Here is a 25,760-nt window from a genome sequence, read left to right on the forward strand (position 1 = left end):
GTTGACTAATAATTGATGGTTGGCCGGTAATACTAATTGGTGTTGATATACTGCCAACAGCTGGTGCAACCGGTTGGCTGGAACACTGCAGCATCATGGAGGTATAAAAATTAGACGGATAATCGTTTTTCGATTATCCGTCTAACTCTTATTTTTAATTAAACCGTTCATCCAGTTAACCACGTAAGTAGCCGTAGCTGCCTAAAATTAATCCCAAGTAGCTCAACGCAACTACTAATGAAAATAACATGCCACTTCCGAGGGTGAACCCCCGCCGGTGACAAAATAATAAACAGCTATTCGTTAAGAGGGCCAGTGTCAGTCCAGCTAGTAATACGCAGACTAGGCGTCCCCATTTTCCGAGTAGTGCACAACTAAACCCAATCAACGTGAGGCCAATCATGATCAGCCAACGTTGCCGCCTTGATAGTTGTCGTTGCATAAGTCATCCCACCATTAATTATTGACATCCTAAATGTTCTTCAGATGAAATTTTACCATGATTAATGGCGGATTACCAACGTTGACAGCGGTTTAATGGGATTTACAGTTAAGCTTGCTGCTGCTTAGGAGTCGCTTGCGACGCTAAGACGTCGTCAAAGGCGTGGAACTTTTCAATAATGGTATTGGCAGAATTCAAAAACTTCGCCTGTTCGTCCTTAGTTAACGCTAAGTGGGTGACCTGTTCAACCCCGTGCTTCCCAATGATGGCGGGTTGACCAACGTACGTTCCAAATTGTTCACTGTACGCGGAAACGGGGCAGGCCAAGCGGGCGTCGGCTAAGACCGCCTCGCTTAATTTAACGGCGCAGGTCGCGATGGCGTAACTCGTATAACCCTTCCCAGAATGGACGGCCCAGCCACCATGGCGGGCTTGCGCTTCAAGCGCATTTAAATCCAAGTGGTATTGGTCAACTAACTTGGTAATTGGAATGCCATTGACTTGGACCGTCGACCAAGCTGAAAATTGAGACTCGCCGTGCTCACCATAAACGTAGCCCGAAACGTTTTTAGGATCACAATTGAAGACTTCGGCCACCACTTTTTGCATGCGCGCGGTATCCAAAAAGGTCCCGGTACCGAAAACTTGTTGCCGGGAGAGACCGGTTGCTCGTTGGAAATAGTGGGTGATGGCATCGCAGGGATTCATCGTATCAATCACGATTCCGTTGAAACCAGTCGCCTTTACCTTGGGTGCAATGTCCTGCACAATCTGCTTAGTGTATTCGAATTCGGCCCAGCGATTGCCGGACGCGTGGTCGAGGGCATGAATGTTACCGCTGGTAATAAAGAGAATGTCCGTATCGCGTAGTTCATCGTAGTCGTTAATTTTAATAATCGTCCGGCTGTCCAAACGGGCCTGAGCGTCTTGTAAATCGAGTTGTTCCGCGCGCGCTTTTCCGGCGTTGGTATCAATTAAGACTAATTCGTCGGCAATTCCTTTACAGACTAGGGTATAAGCAACCGTGGCACCAACATGGCCCACGCCAATAATGGCATATTTTCGCATAAGCTGAACCTCCGATTTTAATTATTAAGACTAAAACTAATAATCTAATTAATTTTTAATTTAACGGTGGTAAGTCTACCCCTGAATGAACGGTCACGTCAATCCTTAAACGGAAACTACGGGTGAGCTAGTAATAATCTTAAGTATTGGCGGAGCTACGGGACGAAAATTGTCCCTGAAATTAAGATTATTAATCTAAAGACGGTTGTTTACTTTACAAAAGGTTGAATTCAGTCAGTCTCGTTTGGAATTATTAAAGTTCTAAAGCAATGTTTAAAGAAAACGACGTAAACGCAAGCTACTTAAATTTCGTAAGGATTAGGACGTGTGCGCTAATGAAAAGCAAGTGGTTGGGCTGGCTAAAAGCGAGTGTAAAAAAAGCTTACATTGAATAGGCGGATGAGCGCTTAATTGGGAGGCATAGTTTGGAAGCTGTCCAAAATATAGAAATGTCTCGGGGGTTAGGTGGGGATGATGTTATAATTTCTAACATCAAATGGCATGGATGGGAGTTGGCTTTATGAGTGCAGCAAATTCAGCGTTTTTGATTTTATCGAGTATTTTAGTCTTCTTTATGACCCCGGGGTTAGCGTTTTTTTATGGGGGCCTAGTTTCCAAACGTAACGTGGTCAACACGTTACTGTCGGTGTTTATGATTTGTGGGTTGGCAATTTTGCTTTGGATTTTGGTTGGTTACACCCTCTCGTTTTCGGGCGACTTCGGCGGGGTGGTTGGGGATTTAAAGGCCATTTGGTTACATGGCGTGGATTTAACCGCGTTGACGGCCACTAAGATTCCAAACGGCCTGTACTTAGTCTTTCAGATGATGTTTGCGATTATTACGCCAGCGTTATTTGTGGGGGCGGTTGTTGGTCGGATTCGTTTTAAGTTCTTGCTGGCATTTATTGCTTGCTGGTCGATCTTGATCTATTACCCAATGGTCCACATGGTCTGGGCGGGCGGTTTTCTCGCTAAGTTGGGTGTGATTGACTTTGCCGGTGGGACGGTTGTTCATATTAACGCTGGGATTACGGCGCTAGTTTTATCAATTTTCCTAGGACCGCGGCACAAATATGGTAAGGACGCGTCCCAACATTACAACGTTTTGTGGGTCTTATTAGGAACGGCCATTCTGTGGATTGGATGGTACGGGTTCAACGCCGGTTCCGCGTTGGCGATGAATAACGTGGCCGTTCAAGCCTTCTTAACGACGACGGTCGCAACCGCAACCTCGATGATGACGTGGATGGTCATTGAAATGGTCACGAAGGGCAAACCAACCTTGGTTGGCGTTTGTACCGGGACGTTGTGTGGCTTGGTTGGAATTACACCGGCTTGTGGGTACGTCACCGTTTCGGGATCGTTTTGGATTGGGTTATTTGCAACGCTAGCCAGTTACACGTTCATTAACGTATTGAAGCCGCGGTTAGGCGTGGATGATGCGTTGGATGCGTTTGGGTGTCACGGCGTTTCCGGGATTGTTGGTAGTATCATGACCGGACTATTTGCGACTAAGCAGATTAATTCGTCGATTGCGTTAAACGGGCTTTTTTACGGGGGTGGCTTCCGGCTCTTTGGGCTCCAGTTACTTGCGACGGCCTTTACGATTGTGTTCACCACGGCCATTTGTATTGTGATTATTGTCCTTCTCAAGAAGGTGATCCGGATGCGGGTTGATGCCAAGGAAGAGGCGCTCGGCCTGGATGAAGGGGAGCATGGTGAGGTTGCTGACTATACGGTGCCGATGAGCCATGAGCTGATGACGATTCAGCAGCATAGTGATGAGTTTCAGGGTCAGTTGTCGCAGTTGTTGCGGCACCACGGTAATTAAAGAATAAAGATTAGTTGGGAGCGTCGTGCTCAAATTCAGAGGTGAATTTGAGTGCGGCGCGTTTTTTGGGTATATTAGGAAGAGTATGAGGCCGAGTGGGTTGGTCCGAGGATTAGCCTAGCCACCGGCATTACGCGGGTTATGCGTGGTGTCGGTGGTGTAGCTAACCGCAGGACCAAGCTCGGCCGAACACGTTTCGGCTATAAGGCAGGAACGCGGCCGGTCTTTGGCATTGTGCCCTTAGCGTAGTAGGCGCAGGTATCAGCTGGCCCGAACATGTTTCGACCATAAAGCCGAAACGCACCACCCCAAATACAAGAAAGCGAGATGTTAACATGGCAACGAAAGCAACGTCAGAAAAGGTCGCCGGCAAACGGCTGATCGCGATTACGGCGGTCGCCTTAATGGCGTTTATTGGAATTTTAGTGGAAACGTCGATGAACGTGACGTTTCCAACCCTAATGAAAACGATGAACGTTTCGCTGAGTACGGTGCAGTGGATCACAACCGGGTACTTATTAACGGTTGCGTTATTAATGATTACGTCGGCGTTTCTAAAACAGCGCTTTACGAACCGGCAATTATTTGTGGCCGGGGCGTCACTATTTATTATTGGTGATTTAATTGGGGCTTTGGCCCCCAATTTTTGGATTTTATTATTGGGCCGGATTATTCAAGCGGTGTGTGCCGGGATTGCGATTCCGCTGATGATCAACGTAATTGTCGAAAGCGTTCCGCGGGCACGGCTGGGTTTCTACATGGGACTTTCCAGTTTGATTTTGATGATTGCGCCTGCGAGTGGGCCAACTTTTGGTGGCCTGATGGTCGCAATCGGCGACTGGCGGCTTATTTTTTGGGCGACGTTACCGGTTGAATTGTTGATTTTAATATTTGGTTGGCAGGCGATTGAACAATACTCGCCAACGCAAGCCGTTAAGTTTGATTGGCGCCAATTTGGTTTGCTCGCCGTGGCCTTTGTTGCGATAATGCTTGGTTTTAATAGTCTGAGCACCGCGGGCTGGTTGAGCTGGCAATTCTTAGGCGGAGTTGTTTTAGGAATTGTGACGTTATTGGCATATGTTCGGGTTGCACGGCATAGTCAACGGCAATTATTAAAATTAGAGATTTTTCGAAACCCGATTTTTACGTATAGTTTCTTTGCTTACATTCTTTTGCAATTTTGTAATATTGGCATCAACTTTGCGTTACCGAACTATGCGCAGTTGGCGATTGGGGCGTCCTCATTAGTGGGGGGACTGATTTTGTTACCGGGAAGTTTAGTGACGGCAATTTTGCAACCGTGGTTTGGTCATTTATTAGATAAGTATGGGGCGCGGTTACCAATCCTGTTAGGAAGTAGTCTATTTTTGGCGGCGGCGTTGGCCTTTACGGTGATGGGGCGAAGTTTAACGGTGGTTTTGATTGCCATCTTTTACGTTGTCTTTAGTATTGGACGGTCGATGGCGTTTAGCAATACGATGACAAACGGGTTAAAGGAAGTGGCGTTGGATCAGCGGGCGGATGCGAATGCCATCTATAATACGGGCCAGCAGTTCGCGGGTTCGTTGGGAACGACGGTGTTGGCCGTGTTGATGTCGTCGGTGAAGGCGGATAATTTGACGCAGGCGGTGGCGACGGCGCGCGGAAGCCAGTTGGCGTTTGGATTGATTGCGTTGATTGGGATTATTAATTTTGGTTTTTATTATGTGGTGTTTAAAAATCAGAGAGTGTGAGGGCCAGCGGGTTGATGCTGAGCACTACCTAGCTAAGGGCATGATGCCGGACTTTGGCATTGTGCCCTTAGCGTAGTAGGCGCAGGCATCAGCTGGCCCGAACACGTTTCGGCTATATCGCAATAGCGAGACGGGGTTATGCGATGGCGGCTTAGCGTAGCAAGCACAGATACCAGTCGGCCCGAACACTTTTCGGCTATCAGGCAAGAACGCGGCCGGGCTTTGGCATTGTGCCCTTAGCGTAGTAAGCGCAGGCACAGGCATTAGTTGGTCTGGAACACGTTTCGGCTATTAGGCAGAGAAAATGCGCCTGAATCTCGGACAGCGTAGCGGGCTTAGTGCAGTAACCCCGTTTAACCGGCAAGTAAAGAGACTGGTTTTATGATACGTGGCTGCCAAGAAGAATGCCCGCAGTGTTCCTGCCAACCGGTGATACCCGCTGCTGGCGGCAGCTCAACCCCAATTGGTACAGAACCAAAAGACCAACCCGCGGGCTGGTCTTTTTAAACTTAAAATAGTGTCGTCACCTGCTGATGATCCGCATCCCCCAAAATAGCGTTGGTCACGAGCCGGTCAAAGTAGGACGTTTCCACGACGCCGGCCGTAGCGACCAGTTCCTGGTTGAGTGCGCTTAAGTGTTCGTAAGTCGGAAAGTGGCAGTCAATTAATAGGTTGCCCTGATCACTTAAGGTAAACCCATCCCGGTTCGCCGCCGTCCGGACGGTAGCCTGGCCGCCGAGGTCGCTGACGGTTTGCATGACTAGGGCGAATGCGGTTGGGAGGACTTCTAACACTAACGGGGTTTGGGGATCGAATTGGTCGACGAGCCGGTCCTTAACCGTCAGGAGCCAGTATTCGTCCGCGAGACTGGCGATGATTTTTTCGGCGGTGTGAATCCCGCCACCACTTTTGAGGGCGTTACCGTGGTGGTCAAGTTGGTCACAGCCGTCAAAGGCGATGTCGATGCGGTCACAGTACGCGGGCGAAATCACCGTATAACCGAGTACGGTTGCGAGTTGGCGGGTCGTGGGCGACGGTGTGACGACGGTAATGTCGTTAACGTGGTTGGCCGCCTGACGGACGAGTTCGCCAACGGTCGTGCCGCCACCGAAGCCAACGACCATCCCCGCTTTGATCAACGGGAGCGCTTGGGCGACGATTGCTTGTTTAATAGCCATTCTGATCCACTTCCAAACTGATAAGATACCCTCATGATAGCACGTGATTGGCCATTTAACTAACAGGGAAGACGTTAATTCAGTAATTCCTAGTTGGGAGGTTGGGGATAATTAAAGGTGGTTTGAAACGCGACCCTTTAAAATAAGGGGGATTGATGGCAACCTTCGTTACGGCGGAAGAAGGTTACAAGCAAAGTGAAGCGGACACGATGGATTGTGATGATCACAATGCTGGTCGGTCTCGCGTTGCTGATCAGCGGTTCGGTGGTAAAAGCGGCCGTAACACCGTTTGGCCGCAACCGGTGGCCTCGAGCGCGGGTCACGTACGTTATTCGGGGCTCCGCGTACGACCGCCGGGTTTTTCAAACGGCGATTGCGGCTTGGAACGCGACTGGAAAGTTTCGGTTTGTTGCTGGTAGCAACGCCAATCATCAGGTCACCCTGATGACAAGTCGGGCGATGACCGGGCTGTATTACCGGTTGGCGGGAATCACGTTCACAACGAGTCCCAAAGCGGGGTATTTTAGCCGGGCACGGGTCTTATTGTTAACCCGTAACTTGACGAAGTATCACTATTCGTATTGGGATCAGGTGCACGTGGCAGAACACGAACTGGGGCACGTGATGGGGTTAAACCACAGTCGGGCGCCGCTTAGTGTGATGCGGGCGGATAACCGCTATAACGGGATTAGCCATGGGGATCAAACGGCCGTAAAATTGCGTTATCAGCTACCAGTTGGGGAGCGATGAAGCGATTTTTTAGACCTGATCGAAGGTTGGTCATCGATTGGCGCTTCACAACTTTGTGGGGCGTTTTCTTTTTGCAGCCGGTTCCAATCGTTGATTGACACTTTTTTAATGTAATTCTAAACTAAAGTTAGTGCTTATTTTGTTCACAAGTATTTGAGGTTTAGAATTTTAAGGGGATGTCAAGATGGCAAAAAAAGTCTATACTGATTATTTTTTTGATGAACCAGCTTATAACACACACGATGGGGGTTATATTCCGTTGACGACGCCGAAAACGGCGCCCCAACCGCTCGCAATTCCACCGTTATTGAAGCCGGACAAGCAAACCGCGACGGATGATTATTATACGGTGCGGGCGCAAGCGAGTGAAACCCAGTTTTTACCTGGTAAGAAGACGAAAACTTGGGGGTACAATGCCGGCTTTTTGGGTCAAACCATTGTTTTCCGGAATGGTAAGCAGACCCACATTGATTTAAAGAACGCGTTACCCGAACTAACGACCTTTCACTGGCACGGCTTAAACGTTCCCGGCCCAATTACGGACGGGGGCTGTCACGCACCGGTTTATCCGGGCGAAACGAACCATATTGACTTTAAGGTCATGCAGCCAGCCGCGACGATTTGGCTTCACGCCCATCCGTGCCCATCAACGGCCACCCAAGTTTGGAAAGGGTTGGCAGCGATGGTCATCGTTAAAGACGACGTGGAAGACCAATTGCCACTACCACGCAATTACGGGGTCGATGATATTCCGATGGTCTTGCAAGACCGCGAATTTCATGCAGATAACCAATTCGATTACCGGGCAGACTACGATCCCGATGGGGTTCAGGGACACACGGCCCTCGTCAACGGGACCGTTAACCCGTACTTTAACGTGACGACCCAACGGGTGCGGTTGCGGATCTTAGACGGTTCTAACCGGCGAGAATGGCGTTTGCACTTTGATGATGGTTTGGAATTTGCCCAAGTTGGCTCGGACGGTGGGATTTTACCAGCCCCAGTTTACATGGATAAAGTGATGATGACCTGTGCGGAACGTGATGAGCTGGTCGTGGACTTCGGCCGTTATCAACCCGGGGATGAGGTCACGTTAATGACCGATGACACGCCGTTGTGTCATTTCCGGATCAAGGCGTTTGACCCTGATGATACCCAATTACCAGACCACTTAGTCGATATTGAAGATGAGGAACCGACCCCTGGTTTACCCGTCCGCAAGATTACGATGGATGGTATGGACGAAGAAGTTGCGATGGACGGTAAGAAGTTCGATATGCAACGAATCGATGCCCGCCAAAAAGTTGGTGACGTGGCTATTTGGGAGATTACCAATACAAACAGTACGAAAAATGGGATGGTTCACCCGTTCCACGTACACGGGACGCAATTCCGAGTTTTGGCCCGCAACGATGGTCCGGTCTATCCAAATGAACACGGTTTGAAGGATACGGTCGGTGTTAACCCGGGCGAAACGGTTCGGATTAAGGTTAAATTTGATTTAACCGGGGTTTACATGTATCACTGCCATATTATCGAACACGAAGATGGTGGGATGATGGCCCAAATCGAATCGTACGATCCGGCTCATCCAAAGACTTACCATTTAATGGATATGGAAACACTTAGAAACGCCTTTGCTAAGGAAAAGGGGATTAAACCAGAAGATGTCTGGATGCCCGGTTGCTAAGCAAAAGGTGTGATTAGTTAGGTTAACGTCCAATTAACGGTATACTAAAACCAGCTAATTGGCGAACTAATTTGAAAATCAATGACCGGTTGGCGAATGCTGACCGGTCATTTTTTATGGAGGAATGAAGATGCAATTAATTGCAACGATTATGGTGGTCTTAGTTGCCGTGGAACACCTATTTATTACGGGACTAGAAATGTTTAACGCAGATAGCGACCTGGCAGCCAAGGCCTTCAACATGCCACGGGCGGCCTTGAAAGATCCGGTTGTCCAAACCCTGTTCAAAAATCAGGGCCTCTACAACGGCTTTTTAGCCGTGGGGTTACTTTACAGTTTGTTCGTAATGCCAGCGGTTGCGTGGGCGGGGGCTACCCTGTTCTTCTTAGCTTGCGTTTTGGTGGCCGCCATCTACGGGAGTGTGACGGCGAGCCGATCCATTATTGTGGTGCAAGGCTTACCAGCGTTGATTGCGTTTGTACTGGTTTATTTGGCATAGCGCTATGTAGCGAAAATCGTGCGCCAGTTGACGCACGGCTGGCTAATTAATTATTGCGGGACACAAATGAGGCCGTGACTTTGTCGCGACCTCATTAATGTTAAAAAACGCTTAGACGCGCCCAATCACGGTCGTCTTGGCAGTTGCTAAAACGTGGCCGGCGATGGCGTCGTGGAACTCATTCAACCAATAGCCACTTGCTAAGGGGAGCTCGCTATCTAAGGCAAATAATTTAAATGAATAGCGGTGGTCCTGATCGGGTGGGTTGGGACCAACGTAATGGTGGCTAATTTTGACGTCAGTTTCGCCAACGTAGCCCCCGGCAGTCGAGTTACTACCTTGAACCATCGGAATGGCCCCGGTCTGACTTGCGTTTTCCGGAATGTGGGTCGTCGTTGCCGGAAGGTTGGCGGCAATCCAATGAATCCAAGTAAAACCGCCGACCGGAATCGCATCGTGGTCGACAAAACTAAAAGCTAACGAGTGGGTTCCGGCTGGAACGCCACTAATATCGATTGGAAACGAAATAATCGGGTGACCGTGGTAGCGCTGGGCGGGGGCAGCTTGCTTAGAGTAAAGTGGTGCGAGCGCGCCATTAATAGTTGGAATTGTCACTTGCATGGGCTTGATCCCTCCTTAATACGTTTATTATAACGCTAATAATCGCTGACGTAGTGCTGGGTCAACCGCATAAAGGTAAAGCCCGTGCCGACCGCGTTTCATTAGAACGTTAATCGAATTGAAAATAAGTTGTACTTTGAGCGGATCCAAGTTACCCAAGTCGTTACGGCGCTTGAAGGCTTCTTGATCTTGATAGGCAGCTGGTTTAACAATCACGCGGTCGCTAACGGGGTCGTAGCCGACGGACGGGCCTAAAATAACGCCAGCGTAGTTTAAATCGAAACCTTGAATCGTGTAAATGGAGCCGACTTCGTTAATGGTTTCCGGGCGTAACGCCCACGGTTCGGCGGTTAAATTGACTTTATCCCAGGGGAGCTTTAGGGAGCCCGCCGTGACGTACCAGGTCCCGTGGTTAACGACGTAGGGAAAATCGGCCGTCGCAATCATCCGCGCGAGCCCACCTTGTTGGTCGCGTTGACGAATTAAATCGTAGAGCGGTTGCCCGTCCTGAAAAACGCGCAGGTCGAAGTTCGGACTGCTAGGTAGGGGTTGGAGGTGGCCCCGCGTAAAGGCGTTGATCCAATTGACCACGTCCGCGTCTGCGCTAACCCGAAATTGTTGATCGAGGTCAAAAATTTGATGCGAATAACGGTTTAGTAGCGGATCAAGGTCATTTGCGTGCCAATAACTTTTGAGTTTTAAGACTTGGCGGGTATCAAAAACAACCACCACGACGTGACTCAGGTTAAGTAAGTCGGCCAGTTGATTTTGCCCCGTGTAACGGTTATAGCGGTCCGGCTGCGTCAATAACAAGTGGGCTTCGTCCACGAAAACGACGTCGGCCCGGTGGTTCGTTTTCGTTAGCCGGTTAATTAGCGGTGTCGGTTTTTGGAAGTCTTTTTTCAAGAGGTGTGGATCGTCTGCGGCCAATTGTTTGTAAATCTTGAGCATTTCGTTATGGTTGACCGTTAGATAGTTGTTAGTCCCTTGTAACGGATTCGCGTCGTGCTGACGACTGAGCGCTTGCAACTTGGCGAAGGCCGCGGCCAGAACGGCACTTTTGCCAGTCCCGGCGTCACCGCGAATAACGAACAGGCCGGCCTGTTCGGCGTGGCGGTGTTCGGTGATAAATGTTAGTAGTTGTTGTTCTAGAGCTTGTTGTGCCGGCGATAGGGCGGCATCGGCCGCTAATTTAAAGGTGGCGGCACTCATTGAGGTTGTCATCCAAATCACTCCCAAGCGTCATTATAACTTGAATTTGGATTAAATTGAAAGTTGTCGGGTGGTCGAGCGATGGTGGTAAACTAAAGGTAATATTAATCAGAGGGGGAAATTGCACTATGAAACTTGATTTTTCGGTTGCCGTTCACAGTTTGCTGTACCTTGATACTCACCGGTCAGAGAAGGTTTCTAGCCGGGAGCTGGCTCAATCACTGCAACTGAACCCCGTTATGATTCGTAATATTTTATCCGTCCTCCATAAACATGGTTACTTAATTGGGACGGTTGGTAAAAACGGGGGTTATCAGCTTGAAAAGCCGTTGGCCGCCATTAATTTGGGGGAACTCTACGATTTAACGATTCCGCCAACGATGAGTTACGCGCGTTTTATTACCGGCCCTTCAAAAACGGCGCAGCAGGCCGACCACTCACCGATTGCTGCCAATATTAGTGAGACTTTGACCGACCTCTTCACGGTGGCGGACCGCCAATACCGCGCTTATTATCACCAATTTACAATGGCCGATTTACAAGCCGATTTGCGGCATCACGGGCGCTTTTTGCGGCGGGCCGCCCGACATCCGGGAGCGGTTCAAGCGGATGATTCGGAGTCTAATTAGCGACTTTAAATTATTAACTAAAAAGACTGACTAGTTTGGAAAATGAGCTGGTTGCGCTTAAGAACCTTAATTTAACAGGAGTTATCCGTGAAGGATTGTCAGCGCCCCCAACTGATGGTATCTTAGTAAGCAATTCAGAGTAGGCGTGCAGTGAAAGGGGTTTTGGCAATGGAACCACGGGTAGTGATGATTCATGAAGAGGGCCGCTATCGCGAGCTTTCAGAACAACGGTATTGGTTGGAATCGGCGGACTTTTGGGGCGTTGATGGCACTGGCGATACGGTCAATGAAGCAATTGGGAACTTTTTGACCAACCTAGTTCAGTATTGCCACGACTACTATCAACGTGATCTGTGGCAGCTCGATAATCGGCTATTGCAGGTGGACAGTGTCGACGCCGTGCTCGCCTACGTGCACGCGGGAAAGTCGCCGGCACCGCTATTTACGTTTAAAATGGGCCGCGAGCCGATTGCCTTCGCATCTTAAAATATTGAAATATTGATAGATTCTTAACGAATGCTTCATACTTCCACCACAATCCTGCGCTAAACTTTGCGGTATAATCAAAGCGTAATCATTGGAGGGTGCAGGTATGGAATTTGATAAGATTTATGAATTAATGTCGCGATTTGAAAATAGTAATTTAACGAGTTTTAGTTACCATGATCAAGATTTTGAAATCAAGTTGGGTAAGGCGGAATCAACGCCAGTGGCTCCCGCGAAAACGCCAGCCAACCCCCAACCGGTGAAGCTGGCAAGTCCCGCGGCTGCGAGTGCGGCGCCAACTTCCCAAGTCACGCTGAGTCGCTCCCAGGCGGCCGCTCAATCGGAAGCCCCGGCATCGGCAGTCGTGGAACCAACTAGTGAAGCCACGAGTACGGCGCCAACGCCAGTCAGTGTTGACCCGAAGGAATGTGTTACTGCGCCGGTGGTTGGGATTTACTATCAAGCGCATTCATCCGAAGAATCGCCGTACGTTCAAGTTGGTGACCATGTTAGCGTGGGTCAACAAGTTGGCTTGATTCAAGCCATGCAAATGATGCGGCCAGTAGTGGCTAAGCAGGCCGGCTACGTCAAAGCGTTACTGGTGCGCAATGGCGACGAAGTTAATTTCGGGCAACCGCTAATTCAGCTGGTGCCGGATACGCCGGACGATATTTAAGCCTTGGTGCTATCAACCCGCGTTTTAAACCCGGGTTGGCGGTAGGTGGCATAATTACTAATTAATGATCAATTGAAAAAGCAAGTTTTCTGGATACACCGTATCCTAGAAAACTTGCTTTTTGTGTCTTAGTTAGGTTCTATGATATGTGGTGCCGACCTGCTGACGAAGATGCCCGCAGTGTTCCAGCCAACCGGTTACCCCCGCTGCTGGCGGCATATCAGCACCAATTGATACAGAACCTCTAATTAAGCATTATTTAATCGCGGCAACGGTTTTTAAGAACCAGTCGTTGAACGCGGCCGCGTCGATGTCGACGCAGACGTTGGCGTTGGTTTTGCCATCGTGGTAAGCGCCACGGATGTCGCCGACGGTTTCGCCATTAGCGGGCCCGTCCGTCTGTACGTCGATCCACATTTTTTCGGTCGTGAAGGCTTCGGGGTGTAGCAAGTAGAACAACGTGTTAACGTCGTGCATTGGAATGCCGCCCTTAGCCCCGTCGTGGTAATGATTGAAGAGCGCGTAGAGCATTGCACCCGTCCGGTTTAGCGTGGCCAGTTTGTCTAGCGTTGCGGCCGTTAAGAGGGCTTTCATGGTGACGTCTAAGCCCACCATCGTAATTGGAACACCGGATTGGTACATAATTTCGGCGGCGTGGGGGTCGGTAAAGACGTTAAATTCAGCCGCACTGGTCATGTTACCCTTACCGAGGGCGCCACCCATTGCAATGATTTCTTTAATATGGGACAGCACTTCGGGATAAGTCTTGAATAGAAGCGCAACGTTGGTGTACGCTCCGGTTGGAATCAAGGTGACGGGTTCAGTTTCAGCCATGAGTTGGTTCCGCAGTGCGAGGACGGCTGGTTCTGGGAGCGGTTGGGCTAAATCACTTGGAAAGTCGTAGCCTGGCATCCCCGAAACGCCGTGAATCCGGACGGCGTCCTCGAACGGCTTAATTAACGGTTGCGGCGCACCGGCGGCCACCGGCACGTCCCGGTTGAAAAACCGGGTTAATTTGAGTGCGTTTAGCGTCGTTTTATCCACGGTAACGTTTCCGGCCACCGTTGTAATGAGCTGTAAATCTAAGTCTGGATGGTTCAAAGCAATTGTAATGGCCGCGGCATCGTCGATCCCGGGGTCACTATCCATAATGATTTTAGTTGACATGACGTTCCCTCCATTATCAAGCACATTTGGTTACTCCCATTTTAGCATAGTCGCCATACTGAAATCGATTGCAATTACACCCGGATTGACGTAGCATGACAGTAACAAAACGGAACAACGGAGGAATCAAGGATGAACCAACCACGGGTAATTTTAATTACGGGTGCTTCTTCTGGAATTGGTAAAGCGACGGCGCTGAAATTGCAAGCGCAGGGTAACATTGTCTACGGGGCGGCGCGCCGAATCGAAAAAATGACCGATTTAGCAGCGGCCGGCGTGCACGTTCTGAAAGTCGACGTCACGGACGAGACAACGTTGGAAGCCGCCGTTCATACGATTGAAGTTGAACAAGGTCGGCTCGACGTTTTAATTAATAACGCCGGTTACGGCTCGTACGGCGCGGTTGAGGATGTCCCCATCGAAGAGGGCGAGTACCAGTTTAAGGTCAACGTTTTCGGTGTGATGCGGTTAACCCAGCTTGTTTTGCCGTTAATGCGCGCACAAAAGCGGGGCCGGATCATTAACACGGCGTCCATTGGTGGTAAAATTTATCAACCACTTAGTGCGTGGTATATGGGAACGAAGCACGCTCTGGAAGGGATGAGCGATTCCTTACGGATGGAAGTGGCACCGTTCGGCATCGACGTCATCGTCATTGAACCAGGTGGAATTAAAACTGAATGGGCCGGTATTGCCGAAAAGAAACTGATAGAGGTTTCTAACGCGGGCGTCTACCACGAGCAGGCGCTCAAAGTTGGCGCGATGCTGTCCTTATTTGACCGCTTTGCGTCCAATCCGGGCGTGATTGCTAAACTCATGGTTCGGGCGGTGACCGACGTTCAGCCCAAGACGCGCTACCACGCGGGGATGGCGGCTGGCCTATCGTTAACGGCCCGTAAGTGGCTGACCGACCGCCAGTTTGATTGGGCGATGAATAAGGCCATTGACGGCTCGGCCCGCCTCGCCAAAATAACGCGGCACCGCAACCGGCGAACGGGAAGTCGCCATTACCGTCATGACCGCGCGAAACACGCGTCCGCGGCGGCTGATAAATGAGTTTACCAGTATGTTTATGGTGATTAATCAAGTAAAGTGAAAACTTAGAAAGCCCGGATAGTAGCAACTTGCCGCCTTGCCGGTTGGTCCTAAAGCGGTTGGAACGTGGTGGACACGACTTTAAGCCAAGCAAACCACTTGTCTTAAAGCTCGGTCTTTGGGTAAGTCGGGAAACAACCCCGACTAACGCAAACGACACCACTGAGCCACTTTAGGACCGCCCTCACGGCTAAATGAGTGGCAACTAAACAGAGTCTCCCACTGACTGATATTGCAAAAATCAATCAGTGGGGGACTACTAAAATTAAATTATAAGGTGTGACCCTGATTGGACTGCGAGTCCGTGGTATGAGTAATCATACCCTTGATTGGCCTTTACCATGGCTAAAAGACATTTAACGGTCTTATTCATGCAGGCCACCACTGCGACCTTATCCTGTTTGGGATAAGGTTTTTTTAATCTGTAATAATAATCAACGATATGGTTGGGAGCCGCTTTTTATTGGCGGATCATGTTACGAACGGCAAAGAATAAAATACGACGAGCGTGAGCTTCACCGCGTTTGTGTATCTCCGAATGTTCATAGCCGAAGCGTACGCCAAAAGTCAGCTAGCTCCGCTTAACCCCGTAAGTGCTCCCCTTTGGCACACGCTCATTTTTTGATGCCACTGTACCTGCTTAGATTTGCCGCCAGCAACGGGCGTGGACGTTAAAAGTCAGCATTTTTCCGATGTCTAAATTGACAGGCTTCGAAAAGACGCGTAGAGTAAAAGGTGAAACTTTTGTTGTTACAAGACGACGAGCGCATATCACTGGGAATCTGACGGGGGTGTGCTACGATTAGGAAAATCAGGCTATTTTTGGGAGGAGAAGGGCATGCAGACATTATTACAGACGTTGGCGGACCGCCGCGGGGACCTGCTGACCGCACTATGGCAGCACTTAGGAATTTCTTTGACTGCGCTCGTTTTAGCGATGGTCATTGCCATTCCGCTGGCGATTTGGGCGGTGCGGCGACCTAAATGGGCGGAGGGTTTGTTGCAGCTGACGAGTGTTTTGCAAACGATTCCGTCGCTGGCACTCTTGGGATTGCTGATTCCACTAGTTGGGATTGGCACGGTGCCGGCGGTAATTGCACTGGTAATTTACGCGCTGTTACCAATTTTTCAAAATACGTACTTGGGGATCGCTGAAATTGACCCGTCAATTGAAGAGGCGGCCGACGCGTTTGCGATGTCGCGGATGCGGAAATTGTTTAAGGTGGAATTGCCGATTGCGCTCCCCCAAATTATTGCCGGTATCCGGACGGCGTTAGTGCTCATCATTGGGACAGCGACGTTGGCCGCCTTAATTGGGGCTGGCGGTTTAGGGACGTTCATCATGCTCGGAATTGACCGCAACGATACGCCGCTGCTCTTGATTGGCGCGATTTCGTCGGCGTTACTGGCGATTCTGCTGAGTGCGTTAGTGCGTTGGTTTCAAACGGCGAAGCCCCGGCAGGCTCTAGTCATGTTTGGGGTAATCGTCGCGCTGCTTGGCGGGGGCGGTGCGTATAGCGTGTACGCTAACCGGGTTGAAACCGTGACGATTGCCGGTAAGCTGGGCTCGGAGCCGGACATCCTGATCAACATGTATAAGGAATTGATTGAGGCGCAGGATAAACACGTTAAGGTCACGTTGAAGCCCAATTTTGGGAAAACGACCTTTCTCTATAGCGCTCTCAAAAATGATCAAATTGATATTTACCCCGAGTTTACCGGTTCGGTACTGGAAACGTTGGTGAAGGGGCAAAATCCTAAGCGGATGACGGCCAAGCAAACTTATCAGTTAGCCCAGAAACGCTTGCGGCAACAGGCCGATATGCGGCTGCTAAAACCCATGCGGTATAACAACACCTATGCGTTAGCGGTGACCGCGCAGTTTCAACGGGAGCACCACTTAAAGACGATTAGTGATTTGAACCGGGTCGAGGGTTTACTGAAACCGGGGATGACGCTAGAATTCATTGACCGTAACGACGGCTTAAAAGGACTTAAAAAGGCCTACGGGCTGGACGTGACAGCTAAATCAATGGAGCCGGCGCTACGCTACGAAGCGATTAGTAAGGGGCGCATTAACCTGGTTGACGCTTACGCAACGGATAGTGAATTGCGACAGTACAATTTAAAACTTTTAAAGGATGACCAGCATTTCTTCCCGACGTATCAAGGGGCACCGTTGATGAAGGCGAGTTTTGCTGGGCAGCATCCGCAAATTGTTCGGGCGTTGAATAAATTAGCCGGACAGATTTCAGAAACGGATATGCAAGAGATGAATTATGAAGTCAACGTCCAGAAGCGTTCGGCGGCTAAAGTCGCGCGGGCGTACCTGGTTAAACATCATTTACTAACAACGGGGGCGGAATAATGGAACCAACAACGACAAAACCAGTGGCAATTACTTTTCAACACGTCCAAAAAGCGTTTGGTGACCAAGTCGTGATTCCCGACCTCAACTTAACCGTGGAGCAGGGTGAATTGTTCGTCCTCGTAGGTACGTCTGGTAGTGGTAAAACGACCACCCTGAAAATGATTAATCGCTTGGATCCACTGACGAAGGGGACGATTCTCGTCAATGGTCAGGATAGTAGTCAAATGCCGGTGCGTGATCTTCGCTGGCAAATGGGCTACGTCCTTCAGCAAATTGCCCTCTTTCCAACGATGACCGTCGCCCAGAACATCGCGGTGATTCCCGAAATGAAGGGGACGGCTAAAAAGGTCATTAACCAAACGATCGACGAACTATTAACGGAAGTGGGCCTAGCGCCGGCGGACTATCGTAACCGACTACCACGGGAGCTTTCAGGCGGTGAGCAACAACGGATTGGCATCTTACGGGCAATTGCGGCTAATCCCGAAATTGTGTTGATGGACGAACCGTTTAGCGCGCTCGATCCCTTGTCGCGCCAGCAGTTACAGGACTTAGTCTTGCGGTTACACGCCCGCTACCATAATACGATTGTTTTTGTCACCCATGACATGAACGAAGCGTTAAAATTAGGGAACCGGATCGGCGTGATGCGGCAGGGACAACTCGTCCAAGTTGGGACGCCGACCGAACTAGCGCAACACCCAGCCAACGCGTTTGTGCGGGACTTTTTCGGCGCTAGCCGGGCTAAAAACGTCTACGATATTTACGTTGGCCGGGTCGGCCTCAGTCAGGGCTATTTACCAAAACCAGCTGTCGCGGCGGGGCGGATTCAAACGTTGGCTGCGCAGGCCACGCTCCGAACGGCCTTCAAAGCCTTTCGAACGCACGACTACCTGGCAATCACGGAGGATCAGCAGGTGCGTGGCTACCTTGACCGGCAGCGCGTTGTCGCGTATTTGAGTGAACACGAAGCGGATTAAACGAGGAGGAAGTAAGCATGGCGAATCAATATGACGTAATTGTAATCGGTGGGGGCCCCGCGGGAACGGCCGTCGCCGGGGGCTTAACGGCTCAGGGCAAGCGGGTCCTAATTGTTGAAGCGGACTTGTGGGGCGGGACTTGCCCGAACCGTGGCTGTGACCCTAAGAAAATCTTATTGAGTGCAGTTGAAGCAAAGGAAGCGGCGGAACACTTACAGCACCGCGGCTTGATCGCGGGTCCCCAAATTGATTGGCCCGCTTTGATGGCTCATAAGCGCGGCTACACGGATGGTATCAGTTCTGGGACCCACGCTAGCTTGGAAAAGCAGGGAATTGCAACCATTCACGGTCAGGCGACGTTTGGTGCGGACGGTCAACTGACGGTTGACGGCACGCCCGTTAGTGCCCGCGACTATGTGATTGCGACCGGGCAGCGACCGGCCATTTTACCAATCACTGGGCACGAAAATCTGAGGACGAGTACCGATTTTTTGGACCTAGACGACATGCCCAAGCGAGTAACCTTCATTGGCGGGGGCTACGTGGGCTTTGAACTGGCGACAATCGCGAAGGCGGCCGACGCCGACGTTCACTTGATTCATCACAACGACCGGCCACTCAAAAACTTTGACCCGGCCATGGTCCAAGCACTGATGACCAATTTGGAAAAAGAAGACGTCCACTTCCACTTGAACGAAGACGTGACGGCGGTTACCAAGCAGGCGGATGGCTATCACGTTCAAGCGGCCAGCGGTTTTGAACTCGTGACCGACCTTGTAATCTGTTCTGCGGGTCGGGTGCCTAACGTCGAGCAACTTGGCTTGGAAAACGTGGGCGTCGCCTATGACCGCCAAGGCGTTCAAGTCAACGACCACTTACAAACCGCAAATACCCACATTTACGCCGTGGGTGACGTGAGCGCGACGCCGGTGCCGAAGCTGACGCCGGTTGCGGGCTACGAAGCTCGTTACTTGGTGGGTGAATTAACGCAACCGGGCGCGGCGATTCAGTATCCGGCCGTGCCAACGCAAGTCTTTGCGGCGCCGAAGTTAGCCCAAGTTGGGTTAAGCGCGGCGGCGGCCCAGCGGGAACCGGACCGGTATCGTGTCCAAACCATCGACATGACTAAGTGGTTTACGTATTACCGCTTTGGGGCGCAACAAGCGCTTGCTAAGGTAATCGTGGATCAACCGAGCGGGACCATCGTGGGGGCGACTGTGTTGAGTGACTTGGCGGATGAAATGATCAACTATCTAACACTCCTAATTGATCAAAAGCTGACGCTTGCCGATTTACAACACCGGATTTTGGCATACCCAACACCGGCAAGTGATTTGCAGTATTTATACTAAATTTGAATTAACTAAGCACGCCGACACCCAATAATTAGGTTATGAGTAACGCAAAAACCGGAAGTATCCCAATCAGAACGGGGCACTTCCGGTTTTTGTGGTTTCTTAAGTTGCGGCCGGCCACCACTTAACGAATTGATCCATTAAATGACGTAGCGCAGCGTGGTCACTTTTGAGGTAACTCATGTAGATGGGCATGTGGGCCGCCTCGTCACTAATTGGGATGGCGACCCGGTTATCGTCCGTTGTTTGCCGCCGTACTTCGTCGCGCAGGAGCGAGACGTTGGTACTAAAGTACGGAAAGTCGGAATATTTAGCGATTTCTTGAAAGCTACTTTGATCGTCCTGGTAGAGAAATTTTGCGTCCGGAATGAGTTGCTGGCTAACGTGGCGCCAGTCGCCAATATTATCCAACATGACGAAACTGAGACCGCGCAACTCTTTAAACGTAATCGTCGGCTGGTTAGCCTGATACATAAATTTCTGGAGGTGGACAACGAGGCTTTCGATGCCTAAAAAGCGCGATTCAATCGTCGCGGTTTGGACCTCCTGGTTAGAAAAAATTAACCGCGCCCGCCGGTTGGTGAGCGTCGCGGCCAGTTGATCGTCGGTAATTAGGGTTGAATCGACGGTCAGGTTGGCAGGTAACTGCGATTGGCGAGCGTCAAGCATGACGAGTGGTCCGGGTAAGGTCGCCATGACGACCAACCGTTGCTGGTTGCGTTCAAAGTTTTGTAACTGGGTCACAAACGCTTGCTGGTCATGTAACAGCTGGGCCGCGGACGTAGCCGCCAATTTGCCGGTTGCGGTTAGGGTAATTTTATTCGGTTGGCGATTAAATAACTGAACGTTCAAGTCGCTTTCCAATTTTTGCATGCCGCGGGTAACGGTTGGCTGGGTGACGTGCAACGCGGCCGCCGTTTTGGCCAGGGTCTGCGTCCGCGCAAAGGTCACGAGTGCCAATAGTAGGTCATTATTGAGCAATGGAGCACCTCCAAAATTAGTATACGTTAACTGTATACTAGTATTGAAAAGGGGTAATTTTCAAGTGAAACGGTTGGCGGTAAGCTAGGTTTTGTTAACACGAACAGAAAGGTTGCGATATGATGTCAGTTCCAGTCATTCAATTAAATAACGGCGTCGAAATGCCCCAGCTCGGCTTCGGCGTTTTCCAAGTGCCAGATTTAGATCAGTGCCAAGCCGCGGTTAGTGCGGCGCTTAAAGCGGGTTACCGCTTAATTGATACCGCCACCGCTTATCAAAATGAACAGGCGGTCGGGGCGGCCATTAAAGCTAGCGGGATTGACCGCCAAGAACTCTTTGTAACGTCGAAACTCTGGGTTTCCGATTTTACCTACGAGCGGGCTAAGCGCGGGATTGACGCGTCACTTGAACGCTTAGGGTTAGATTACCTCGATCTTTACTTATTACACCAACCGTACGGTGACGTCATGGGTGCTTGGCGGGCCATGGAAGAGGCCTACCACGCCGGTAAAATTCGCGCGATTGGGGTTTCAAACTTTTACGCTGACCAGTTGAAAAATTTAGAGTTAACGATGGCAGTCCAGCCAGCCGTTAACCAAATTGAAGTGAATCCGTGGTACCAACAACCAACCGAAGTTGATTTTAACCAGCACGAAAACGTCCGGGTCGAAGCCTGGGCCCCGTTTGCGGAAGGCAAGCACGGGATCTTTACGAACACGACCTTACAAGCCATTGCGGCCAATCATGATAAAACGACCGGTCAGGTGATTTTGCGGTGGTTGTTACAGCGCGGAATTACGGTGATTCCGAAGTCGGTGCACCCGGAACGGATGCGCGAAAATATTGCCGTCTTTGATTTTGAATTGACGGCAGCCGAGATGGCTAAAATTGCGACGTTGAACCAACATCAAAGTCAATTTTTTGACCACCGTGATCCGGTTACGATTGAACAGATTTTTGGGTCAAGTTTGGCCCAACTACACGATTAATTTTTAGGAGGAATTTAAATGCCAACAACACCAACTATTACGTTAAACGACGGAACTCAGATTCCAGCCATTGGGTTTGGAACGTTCCAAATTCCCAACGACGGCCAGACGTACCAAGCCGTTAAAACGGCGCTGGAACTAGGCTACCGGCATATTGATACCGCGGTTGCCTACTTCAATGAAGCTGAAGTGGGCCGCGCCGTCCGTGACAGCGGGATTCCGCGTGACCAAATTTGGATTACCAGCAAGCTTTGGCTGCAAGACTTTGGCTATGACGCTGCGACCCGCGCCATTGATAAGTCACTTAAGCTGATGGGGTTAGACTATTTGGACCTATACTTGGTTCATCAGCCATACGGCGACGTCTTGGGAGCTTGGCAAGCGATGGAAGCCGCTAAAAAAGCGGGTAAACTGCGTTCAATTGGGGTTTCCAACATGACGCCCAAAATTTGGGAACACTTTGTGCCGCAATTTGAGACGGTCCCGTCCGTTAACCAGGTTGAATTTAACCCGTATTTCCAACAGCACCCCCTGCGGAAGTTGCTAGCGCCACATAATGTTAAATTAGAAGCGTGGGCACCGTTGGGTCAAGGCAACCCGGCCTTATTTAAGGAACCAGCCATCACGACCCTCGCGGCAAAGTATCACAAGGACGCGGGCCAAATTATGTTGCGGTTTGAACACCAAGAAGGCATCATCGTCTTTCCAAAGTCGGTTCACGAAGCGCGTATCAAGAGTAACCGCGAGATCTTTGACTTTGAACTTACCGAGCCGGAAATGGCAAGCCTCCGGGCGTTAGATACGGGCAAGGGTCAACATGACCCCGATGCACCGGGCTTAAGAGAGCAATTGTTAGGGGCGTTTGACGTCCACGCTAACGATTAAATTGAATCAGAAAATCGCGCTTGACATTTATTGAAATGAGATTATAATGTAAAACATTAAAAATAAATGAGATAAACGTGTTGAACAGGAGAGTAGCGCAACGTCTAAATTTTAGGGAGCCGTTGGTTAGTGCAAAGCGGTATGGTGACGTGGTGTGAAAGTAGCCTGGGAGCGATTAATGCGACCGTTTTAACGGAAGTGTTAACTGGATGACCACCATTAACCGGTCCGCGGATCGCCACTCGTTACGGTGGCCGTCCGGTTGAGGTTGGTTGCACTTGCAACCAATAAATTAAGGTGGTACCACGTGTAAACGTCCTTACAAAGCAAATTAGCTTTGTAGGGGCGTTTTTTTAGTCCTTAGCACGTTTTGATTAGGGAAGGAATCTACATGGGAATGAATCATAATGGCGGGTTGGCCCGAGTCGGTCAAGTAATTAGTTGGCGGTAACTCGTAGCTTAGATGGAGGACTTAGCTTATGAAAACACAAAAATTAACGTTTAAACATTACTTGATCATTGGTTCGATGCTGTTTGGAATGTTCTTTGGCGCCGGTAATTTGATTTTTCCAATTCATTTGGGTCAGCTAGCCGGGGCGCACTGGTTGCGCGCTGGTGGGGGCTTCTTGTTAACGGGAACGCTCTTGCCGTTACTGGGAATCATTGCGATTAGTGTAACGCGCAGTAGTGGTATTTATGATTTGGCACGACCAATCGGTAAGCGCTACGCAACTTTGTTTATGGTGCTGACCTGCGCAACGCTGGGGCCGTTGTTTGCGACGCCGCGGACGGCGACGACCCCGTTTCAAATCGGAATTGCCAGTCACGTGAGTGCGACGCAGGAACCGTGGTTTTTACTAGCCTACTCCTTGCTATTTTTCGGAATTACTTACTGGGCGTCACGCAAACCCACCGGTATTTTGGACATGATTGGTAAACTATTGAACCCGGCGTTTTTGATTTTACTGGCGTTGATTTTTGGGCTCGCGTTTAGTCAACCACTGGGCAGTGCGCGGGGGCAGGCCATCACGCCGGCGTATCAGGGGCACGCGTTTCTAAACGGCTTTTTACAGGGGTATAACACGATGGATGCGTTAGCGGCTTTGCTATTCGGTATTGCGGTCGTAACGGCCATTCGGGGCCTGGGTCAAACGGCGCCAACCGCAATCGCCAAGACAGCGGCTAAGGCCAGTTTGATGAGTATTACGTTGGAAGCCGCGATTTACTTGGGTTTAATTTGGATTGGCGCGACCTCGTTAGCGCACTTTAAGCTTTCAGCGGACGGCGGGATTGCCTTTGCCCAAATTGCGAACGCCTTTATGGGGATGCCGGGTGAAATTATTTTAGCCATTATGGCAACCTTGACCTGTTTAACGACCGCGGTTGGCCTGACGACGTCGTTTTCCGAGGCCTTACACGCGAAGTTTCCGCGAATTAGTTACCGCAGTTGGAACCGTTTGTCTTGCGGCGCCTCGTTTTTAATTGCTAACATTGGGTTAGATCAAATCATTGCCTGGTCAACGCCGATGCTGATGTTCTTGTATCCGCTGGCGATTACGTTGATCGTACTGGCGATTGCGTCACCACTATTTCAACATGATCCAATCGTGTACCGGTGGACGACGGCGTTAACCTTAATTCCCGCCATCTTTGATGCCCTGGGTGCGGCACCGGCGATTATTACCCGGCAGGGCTGGGTTCAAGCACTATTGTCCCTGGATGTGCAGTACTTACCACTGGCAAAACTAGGCCTCGATTGGGCGCTACCAGCCTTAATTGGACTACTGATTGGCCTAGCTTGGCACGCCCTTCGGCAAATTAGTCGGGCGCGGGAATATCGAATGAATCGTAATTAAGAGGTGTATGATAGACCTAATAAGTAATGGATGGGTGAGTAGATGGCGTTTGTAGGAACTTTATGTTTATTGATCGTGGCAACCACTTTAGCGGGCCACTTTGCGCACCGTGCCGGGGTGCCCGCGGTAATTGGTGAAATTTTAGTGGGGGTGGTTTTAGGACCGGCCATCTTAAATTGGGTGCACTTGACCAACTTAGTGCAGACCTTTTCGGACATCGGGGTCGTCGTCCTAATGTTTATTGGTGGCTTAGAAAGTAACTTGGCGCTATTGCGCAAATACTTACGACCGGCCATCGTGGTTGCGATTATCGGGGTGATTTTCCCGGTCGTAATCATGGGCTTAACGAGTCGCTTGTTTCAGTTTAGCTGGTTTGAATCACTCTTTATTGGCGTAATCTTTTCAGCGACTTCGGTTTCAATTTCGGTAGAGGTTTTGAAGGAATTTAAGGCGCTCGATACCAAGGAGGGGGCCACCATTCTCGGTGCGGCGGTTGCGGATGACATCATTGGCGTGATCTTACTAAGTGTTATGATTGCGTTGATGGGTAGCCAAGCTGGGGGGAGCGGCGTGCAAACCAACCTCGGAATCGTGTTGTTGGAACAGGTTGCGTTCTTTGCCGGCGTTCTGCTGGTTGTTAAGTGGGTCGCCCCGGTATTAATGCGGTTAAGCGACCATTTATTAATGGCAGCGGGGCCGACCATCGTAGCTATCATTATTTGCTTAGCCATGGCGTGGCTGGCAGATTTAGTCGGTTTAAGTGGGGCGATTGGAGCCTTCTTTGCCGGCGTTGCGGTAGCGCAAACGGACTACCAGCACGTGGTTGACGTTAGCATTGAACCGGTTGGTTACACGATGTTTATCCCACTATTCTTTGTCAGTGTCGGCCTGAACATGACCTTTGATGGTTTTTGGGAGTCACTGCCGTTCATCGTTGTAATGACCGTACTGGGCGTTTTGACTAAGCTATTAGGCTGTGGGCTCGGTGCCCGGCTGAACGGATTTAGTGGTCACAGTAATTACTTAGTTGGTTCGGGCATGATTTCACGGGGCGAAATGGCCCTAATTACGGCTCAAATTGGTTTTTCGGCCCACTTACTGTCGGGCGACTATTATTCGGATGTCATCCTCGTCATTATTTTGGTAACGATGATTGCACCGTTTATGTTAAAGGATGCAATTCATCGGGCACCGGATTTAGCAAATTAAGTTAAATTTAAATTAATAGCGTCTAAGTGACCAACGTTAAAAAGCTACTCTACGAAA

Annotated in this window: 23 protein-coding genes, 1 pseudogene and 1 other annotated feature; of the genes and pseudogenes, 16 read left to right on the forward strand and 8 right to left on the reverse strand. The window is 50.1% G+C overall.

What is annotated here, in order from left to right; all coding sequences use genetic code 11:
• Nucleotides 1-175 precede the first annotated feature (175 nt).
• On the reverse strand, nucleotides 176-442 hold the full coding sequence (locus FFM79_RS08220; protein ID WP_137642994.1) for a hypothetical protein: 267 nt from the start codon (nucleotides 440-442) through the stop codon (nucleotides 176-178).
• 108 nt (nucleotides 443-550) lie between these two features.
• Complete coding sequence (locus FFM79_RS08225; protein WP_137642995.1) at nucleotides 551-1,510, reverse strand: L-lactate dehydrogenase; 960 nt, start codon at nucleotides 1,508-1,510, stop codon at nucleotides 551-553.
• A 520-nt stretch (nucleotides 1,511-2,030) separates the two neighbouring features.
• On the opposite strand from FFM79_RS08225, the gene FFM79_RS08230 reads away from it, so the two are divergent.
• Nucleotides 2,031-3,341: an ammonium transporter gene (locus FFM79_RS08230; RefSeq protein WP_137642996.1), complete on the forward strand. Its 1,311-nt coding sequence runs from the start codon at nucleotides 2,031-2,033 to the stop codon at nucleotides 3,339-3,341.
• Between the two features lie 335 nt (nucleotides 3,342-3,676).
• Nucleotides 3,677-5,074 carry an MFS transporter gene (locus FFM79_RS08235; protein WP_137642997.1) on the forward strand — a complete coding sequence of 466 codons (1,398 nt, stop codon included), beginning with the start codon at nucleotides 3,677-3,679 and terminating at the stop codon, nucleotides 5,072-5,074.
• 509 nt (nucleotides 5,075-5,583) lie between these two features.
• On the opposite strand, the gene rpiA is transcribed toward FFM79_RS08235, so the two are convergent.
• On the reverse strand, nucleotides 5,584-6,252 hold the full coding sequence (rpiA, locus tag FFM79_RS08240; RefSeq protein ID WP_137642998.1) for a ribose 5-phosphate isomerase A: 669 nt from the start codon (nucleotides 6,250-6,252) through the stop codon (nucleotides 5,584-5,586).
• A gap of 195 nt (nucleotides 6,253-6,447) precedes the next feature.
• On the opposite strand from rpiA, the gene FFM79_RS08245 reads away from it, so the two are divergent.
• From FFM79_RS08245 to FFM79_RS08255, 3 genes are all read left to right on the forward strand, one after another.
• Nucleotides 6,448-7,002: a matrixin family metalloprotease gene (locus FFM79_RS08245; protein WP_225424408.1), complete on the forward strand. Its 555-nt coding sequence runs from the start codon at nucleotides 6,448-6,450 to the stop codon at nucleotides 7,000-7,002.
• A gap of 184 nt (nucleotides 7,003-7,186) precedes the next feature.
• Nucleotides 7,187-8,692: a multicopper oxidase family protein gene (locus tag FFM79_RS08250; protein ID WP_137642999.1), complete on the forward strand. Its 1,506-nt coding sequence runs from the start codon at nucleotides 7,187-7,189 to the stop codon at nucleotides 8,690-8,692.
• Nucleotides 8,693-8,822: 130 nt separating this feature from the next.
• Nucleotides 8,823-9,191, forward strand: coding sequence for a DUF1304 domain-containing protein (locus FFM79_RS08255; RefSeq protein WP_137643000.1), 369 nt, complete (start codon nucleotides 8,823-8,825; stop codon nucleotides 9,189-9,191).
• Nucleotides 9,192-9,302: 111 nt separating this feature from the next.
• Here the strand turns inward: FFM79_RS08255 and FFM79_RS08260 are convergent, their stop codons facing one another.
• Both FFM79_RS08260 and FFM79_RS08265 read right to left on the reverse strand, forming a co-directional pair.
• Nucleotides 9,303-9,812, reverse strand: a complete 510-nt coding sequence (locus FFM79_RS08260) for a YbhB/YbcL family Raf kinase inhibitor-like protein (RefSeq protein ID WP_137643001.1) — start codon at nucleotides 9,810-9,812, stop codon at nucleotides 9,303-9,305.
• Between the two features lie 27 nt (nucleotides 9,813-9,839).
• The gene (locus tag FFM79_RS08265; protein ID WP_137643002.1) at nucleotides 9,840-11,036 is read right to left on the reverse strand and encodes a DUF2075 domain-containing protein; all 1,197 of its coding nucleotides are present in this window, start codon (nucleotides 11,034-11,036) and stop codon (nucleotides 9,840-9,842) included.
• Between the two features lie 116 nt (nucleotides 11,037-11,152).
• Here FFM79_RS08265 and FFM79_RS08270 point away from each other — a divergent pair, with 116 nt between their 5' ends.
• From FFM79_RS08270 to FFM79_RS08280, 3 genes are all read left to right on the forward strand, one after another.
• Nucleotides 11,153-11,653, forward strand: coding sequence for an RrF2 family transcriptional regulator (locus FFM79_RS08270; RefSeq protein WP_137643003.1), 501 nt, complete (start codon nucleotides 11,153-11,155; stop codon nucleotides 11,651-11,653).
• Nucleotides 11,654-11,821: 168 nt separating this feature from the next.
• A complete protein-coding gene (locus FFM79_RS08275; protein ID WP_137643004.1) occupies nucleotides 11,822-12,139 on the forward strand; it encodes a hypothetical protein in 318 nt (105 codons plus the stop codon).
• Nucleotides 12,140-12,245: 106 nt separating this feature from the next.
• Entirely contained in the window at nucleotides 12,246-12,815 is a 570-nt protein-coding gene (locus FFM79_RS08280; protein WP_137643005.1) for an acetyl-CoA carboxylase biotin carboxyl carrier protein, read from the forward strand.
• Between the two features lie 255 nt (nucleotides 12,816-13,070).
• Here the strand turns inward: FFM79_RS08280 and rihC are convergent, their stop codons facing one another.
• Nucleotides 13,071-13,982: a ribonucleoside hydrolase RihC gene (gene rihC / locus FFM79_RS08285; RefSeq protein WP_137643006.1), complete on the reverse strand. Its 912-nt coding sequence runs from the start codon at nucleotides 13,980-13,982 to the stop codon at nucleotides 13,071-13,073.
• A gap of 132 nt (nucleotides 13,983-14,114) precedes the next feature.
• Here rihC and FFM79_RS08290 point away from each other — a divergent pair, with 132 nt between their 5' ends.
• Complete coding sequence (locus FFM79_RS08290; RefSeq protein ID WP_137643007.1) at nucleotides 14,115-15,038, forward strand: oxidoreductase; 924 nt, start codon at nucleotides 14,115-14,117, stop codon at nucleotides 15,036-15,038.
• Nucleotides 15,039-15,342: 304 nt separating this feature from the next.
• On the opposite strand, the pseudogene FFM79_RS12755 reads toward FFM79_RS08290, so the two are convergent.
• Nucleotides 15,343-15,609 (reverse strand): annotated as a pseudogene (locus FFM79_RS12755) (hypothetical protein); the annotation flags it as partial.
• Between the two features lie 306 nt (nucleotides 15,610-15,915).
• Here FFM79_RS12755 and FFM79_RS08300 point away from each other — a divergent pair.
• The 3 genes from FFM79_RS08300 to FFM79_RS08310 are packed head-to-tail and all read left to right on the forward strand — an operon-like array spanning nucleotide 15,916 to nucleotide 19,780.
• A complete protein-coding gene (locus tag FFM79_RS08300) occupies nucleotides 15,916-17,445 on the forward strand; it encodes an ABC transporter permease/substrate-binding protein (protein ID WP_137643008.1) in 1,530 nt (509 codons plus the stop codon).
• Nucleotides 17,445-18,428, forward strand: a complete 984-nt coding sequence (locus tag FFM79_RS08305) for an ABC transporter ATP-binding protein (RefSeq protein WP_137643009.1) — start codon at nucleotides 17,445-17,447, stop codon at nucleotides 18,426-18,428. The genes FFM79_RS08300 and FFM79_RS08305 overlap by 1 nt, the downstream gene beginning before the upstream one ends.
• Before the next feature lie 17 nt (nucleotides 18,429-18,445).
• Complete coding sequence (locus FFM79_RS08310) at nucleotides 18,446-19,780, forward strand: dihydrolipoyl dehydrogenase family protein (RefSeq protein ID WP_137643010.1); 1,335 nt, start codon at nucleotides 18,446-18,448, stop codon at nucleotides 19,778-19,780.
• Between the two features lie 105 nt (nucleotides 19,781-19,885).
• On the opposite strand, the gene FFM79_RS08315 is transcribed toward FFM79_RS08310, so the two are convergent.
• On the reverse strand, nucleotides 19,886-20,764 hold the full coding sequence (locus tag FFM79_RS08315; protein WP_137643011.1) for a LysR family transcriptional regulator: 879 nt from the start codon (nucleotides 20,762-20,764) through the stop codon (nucleotides 19,886-19,888).
• A 119-nt stretch (nucleotides 20,765-20,883) separates the two neighbouring features.
• Between FFM79_RS08315 and FFM79_RS08320 the strand changes: the two genes are divergently transcribed.
• The 4 genes from FFM79_RS08320 (at nucleotide 20,884) to FFM79_RS08335 (ending at nucleotide 25,703) form a co-directional block, all read left to right on the forward strand.
• Nucleotides 20,884-21,753 carry an aldo/keto reductase gene (locus FFM79_RS08320; RefSeq protein ID WP_170177421.1) on the forward strand — a complete coding sequence of 290 codons (870 nt, stop codon included), beginning with the start codon at nucleotides 20,884-20,886 and terminating at the stop codon, nucleotides 21,751-21,753.
• A gap of 18 nt (nucleotides 21,754-21,771) precedes the next feature.
• On the forward strand, nucleotides 21,772-22,638 hold the full coding sequence (locus FFM79_RS08325) for an aldo/keto reductase (protein WP_137643012.1): 867 nt from the start codon (nucleotides 21,772-21,774) through the stop codon (nucleotides 22,636-22,638).
• Nucleotides 22,639-22,709: 71 nt separating this feature from the next.
• Nucleotides 22,710-22,962: a binding site (T-box leader), on the forward strand.
• Between the two features lie 155 nt (nucleotides 22,963-23,117).
• On the forward strand, nucleotides 23,118-24,494 hold the full coding sequence (gene brnQ, locus FFM79_RS08330; protein WP_137643013.1) for a branched-chain amino acid transport system II carrier protein: 1,377 nt from the start codon (nucleotides 23,118-23,120) through the stop codon (nucleotides 24,492-24,494).
• 42 nt (nucleotides 24,495-24,536) lie between these two features.
• A complete protein-coding gene (locus FFM79_RS08335; protein ID WP_137643014.1) occupies nucleotides 24,537-25,703 on the forward strand; it encodes a cation:proton antiporter in 1,167 nt (388 codons plus the stop codon).
• Nucleotides 25,704-25,760: the final 57 nt, after the last annotated feature.

Origin of the sequence: Lactiplantibacillus modestisalitolerans, from assembly GCF_005405425.1 — a bacterium.
Lineage (GTDB): Bacteria > Bacillota > Bacilli > Lactobacillales > Lactobacillaceae > Lactiplantibacillus > Lactiplantibacillus modestisalitolerans.

Excerpts from the sequence above, each read along its gene's own strand:
- FFM79_RS08260 (WP_137643001.1), bottom strand. The coding sequence starts at position 9,812 with ATGCAAGTGACAATTCCAACTATTAATGGCGCGCTCGCACCACTTTAC.
- FFM79_RS08320 (WP_170177421.1), top strand. The coding sequence starts at position 20,884 with ATGATGTCAGTTCCAGTCATTCAATTAAATAACGGCGTCGAAATGCCC.
- FFM79_RS08290 (WP_137643007.1), top strand. The coding sequence starts at position 14,115 with ATGAACCAACCACGGGTAATTTTAATTACGGGTGCTTCTTCTGGAATT.
- FFM79_RS08250 (WP_137642999.1), top strand. The coding sequence starts at position 7,187 with ATGGCAAAAAAAGTCTATACTGATTATTTTTTTGATGAACCAGCTTAT.
- FFM79_RS08275 (WP_137643004.1), top strand. The coding sequence starts at position 11,822 with ATGGAACCACGGGTAGTGATGATTCATGAAGAGGGCCGCTATCGCGAG.
- FFM79_RS08280 (WP_137643005.1), top strand. The coding sequence starts at position 12,246 with ATGGAATTTGATAAGATTTATGAATTAATGTCGCGATTTGAAAATAGT.
- FFM79_RS08265 (WP_137643002.1), bottom strand. The coding sequence starts at position 11,036 with ATGACAACCTCAATGAGTGCCGCCACCTTTAAATTAGCGGCCGATGCC.
- FFM79_RS08305 (WP_137643009.1), top strand. The coding sequence starts at position 17,445 with ATGGAACCAACAACGACAAAACCAGTGGCAATTACTTTTCAACACGTC.
- FFM79_RS08325 (WP_137643012.1), top strand. The coding sequence starts at position 21,772 with ATGCCAACAACACCAACTATTACGTTAAACGACGGAACTCAGATTCCA.
- FFM79_RS08270 (WP_137643003.1), top strand. The coding sequence starts at position 11,153 with ATGAAACTTGATTTTTCGGTTGCCGTTCACAGTTTGCTGTACCTTGAT.
- FFM79_RS08335 (WP_137643014.1), top strand. The coding sequence starts at position 24,537 with ATGGCGTTTGTAGGAACTTTATGTTTATTGATCGTGGCAACCACTTTA.
- brnQ (WP_137643013.1), top strand. The coding sequence starts at position 23,118 with ATGAAAACACAAAAATTAACGTTTAAACATTACTTGATCATTGGTTCG.
- FFM79_RS08310 (WP_137643010.1), top strand. The coding sequence starts at position 18,446 with ATGGCGAATCAATATGACGTAATTGTAATCGGTGGGGGCCCCGCGGGA.
- FFM79_RS08255 (WP_137643000.1), top strand. The coding sequence starts at position 8,823 with ATGCAATTAATTGCAACGATTATGGTGGTCTTAGTTGCCGTGGAACAC.
- FFM79_RS08235 (WP_137642997.1), top strand. The coding sequence starts at position 3,677 with ATGGCAACGAAAGCAACGTCAGAAAAGGTCGCCGGCAAACGGCTGATC.
- rpiA (WP_137642998.1), bottom strand. The coding sequence starts at position 6,252 with ATGGCTATTAAACAAGCAATCGTCGCCCAAGCGCTCCCGTTGATCAAA.
- rihC (WP_137643006.1), bottom strand. The coding sequence starts at position 13,982 with ATGTCAACTAAAATCATTATGGATAGTGACCCCGGGATCGACGATGCC.
- FFM79_RS08220 (WP_137642994.1), bottom strand. The coding sequence starts at position 442 with ATGCAACGACAACTATCAAGGCGGCAACGTTGGCTGATCATGATTGGC.
- FFM79_RS08225 (WP_137642995.1), bottom strand. The coding sequence starts at position 1,510 with ATGCGAAAATATGCCATTATTGGCGTGGGCCATGTTGGTGCCACGGTT.
- FFM79_RS08300 (WP_137643008.1), top strand. The coding sequence starts at position 15,916 with ATGCAGACATTATTACAGACGTTGGCGGACCGCCGCGGGGACCTGCTG.
- FFM79_RS08230 (WP_137642996.1), top strand. The coding sequence starts at position 2,031 with ATGAGTGCAGCAAATTCAGCGTTTTTGATTTTATCGAGTATTTTAGTC.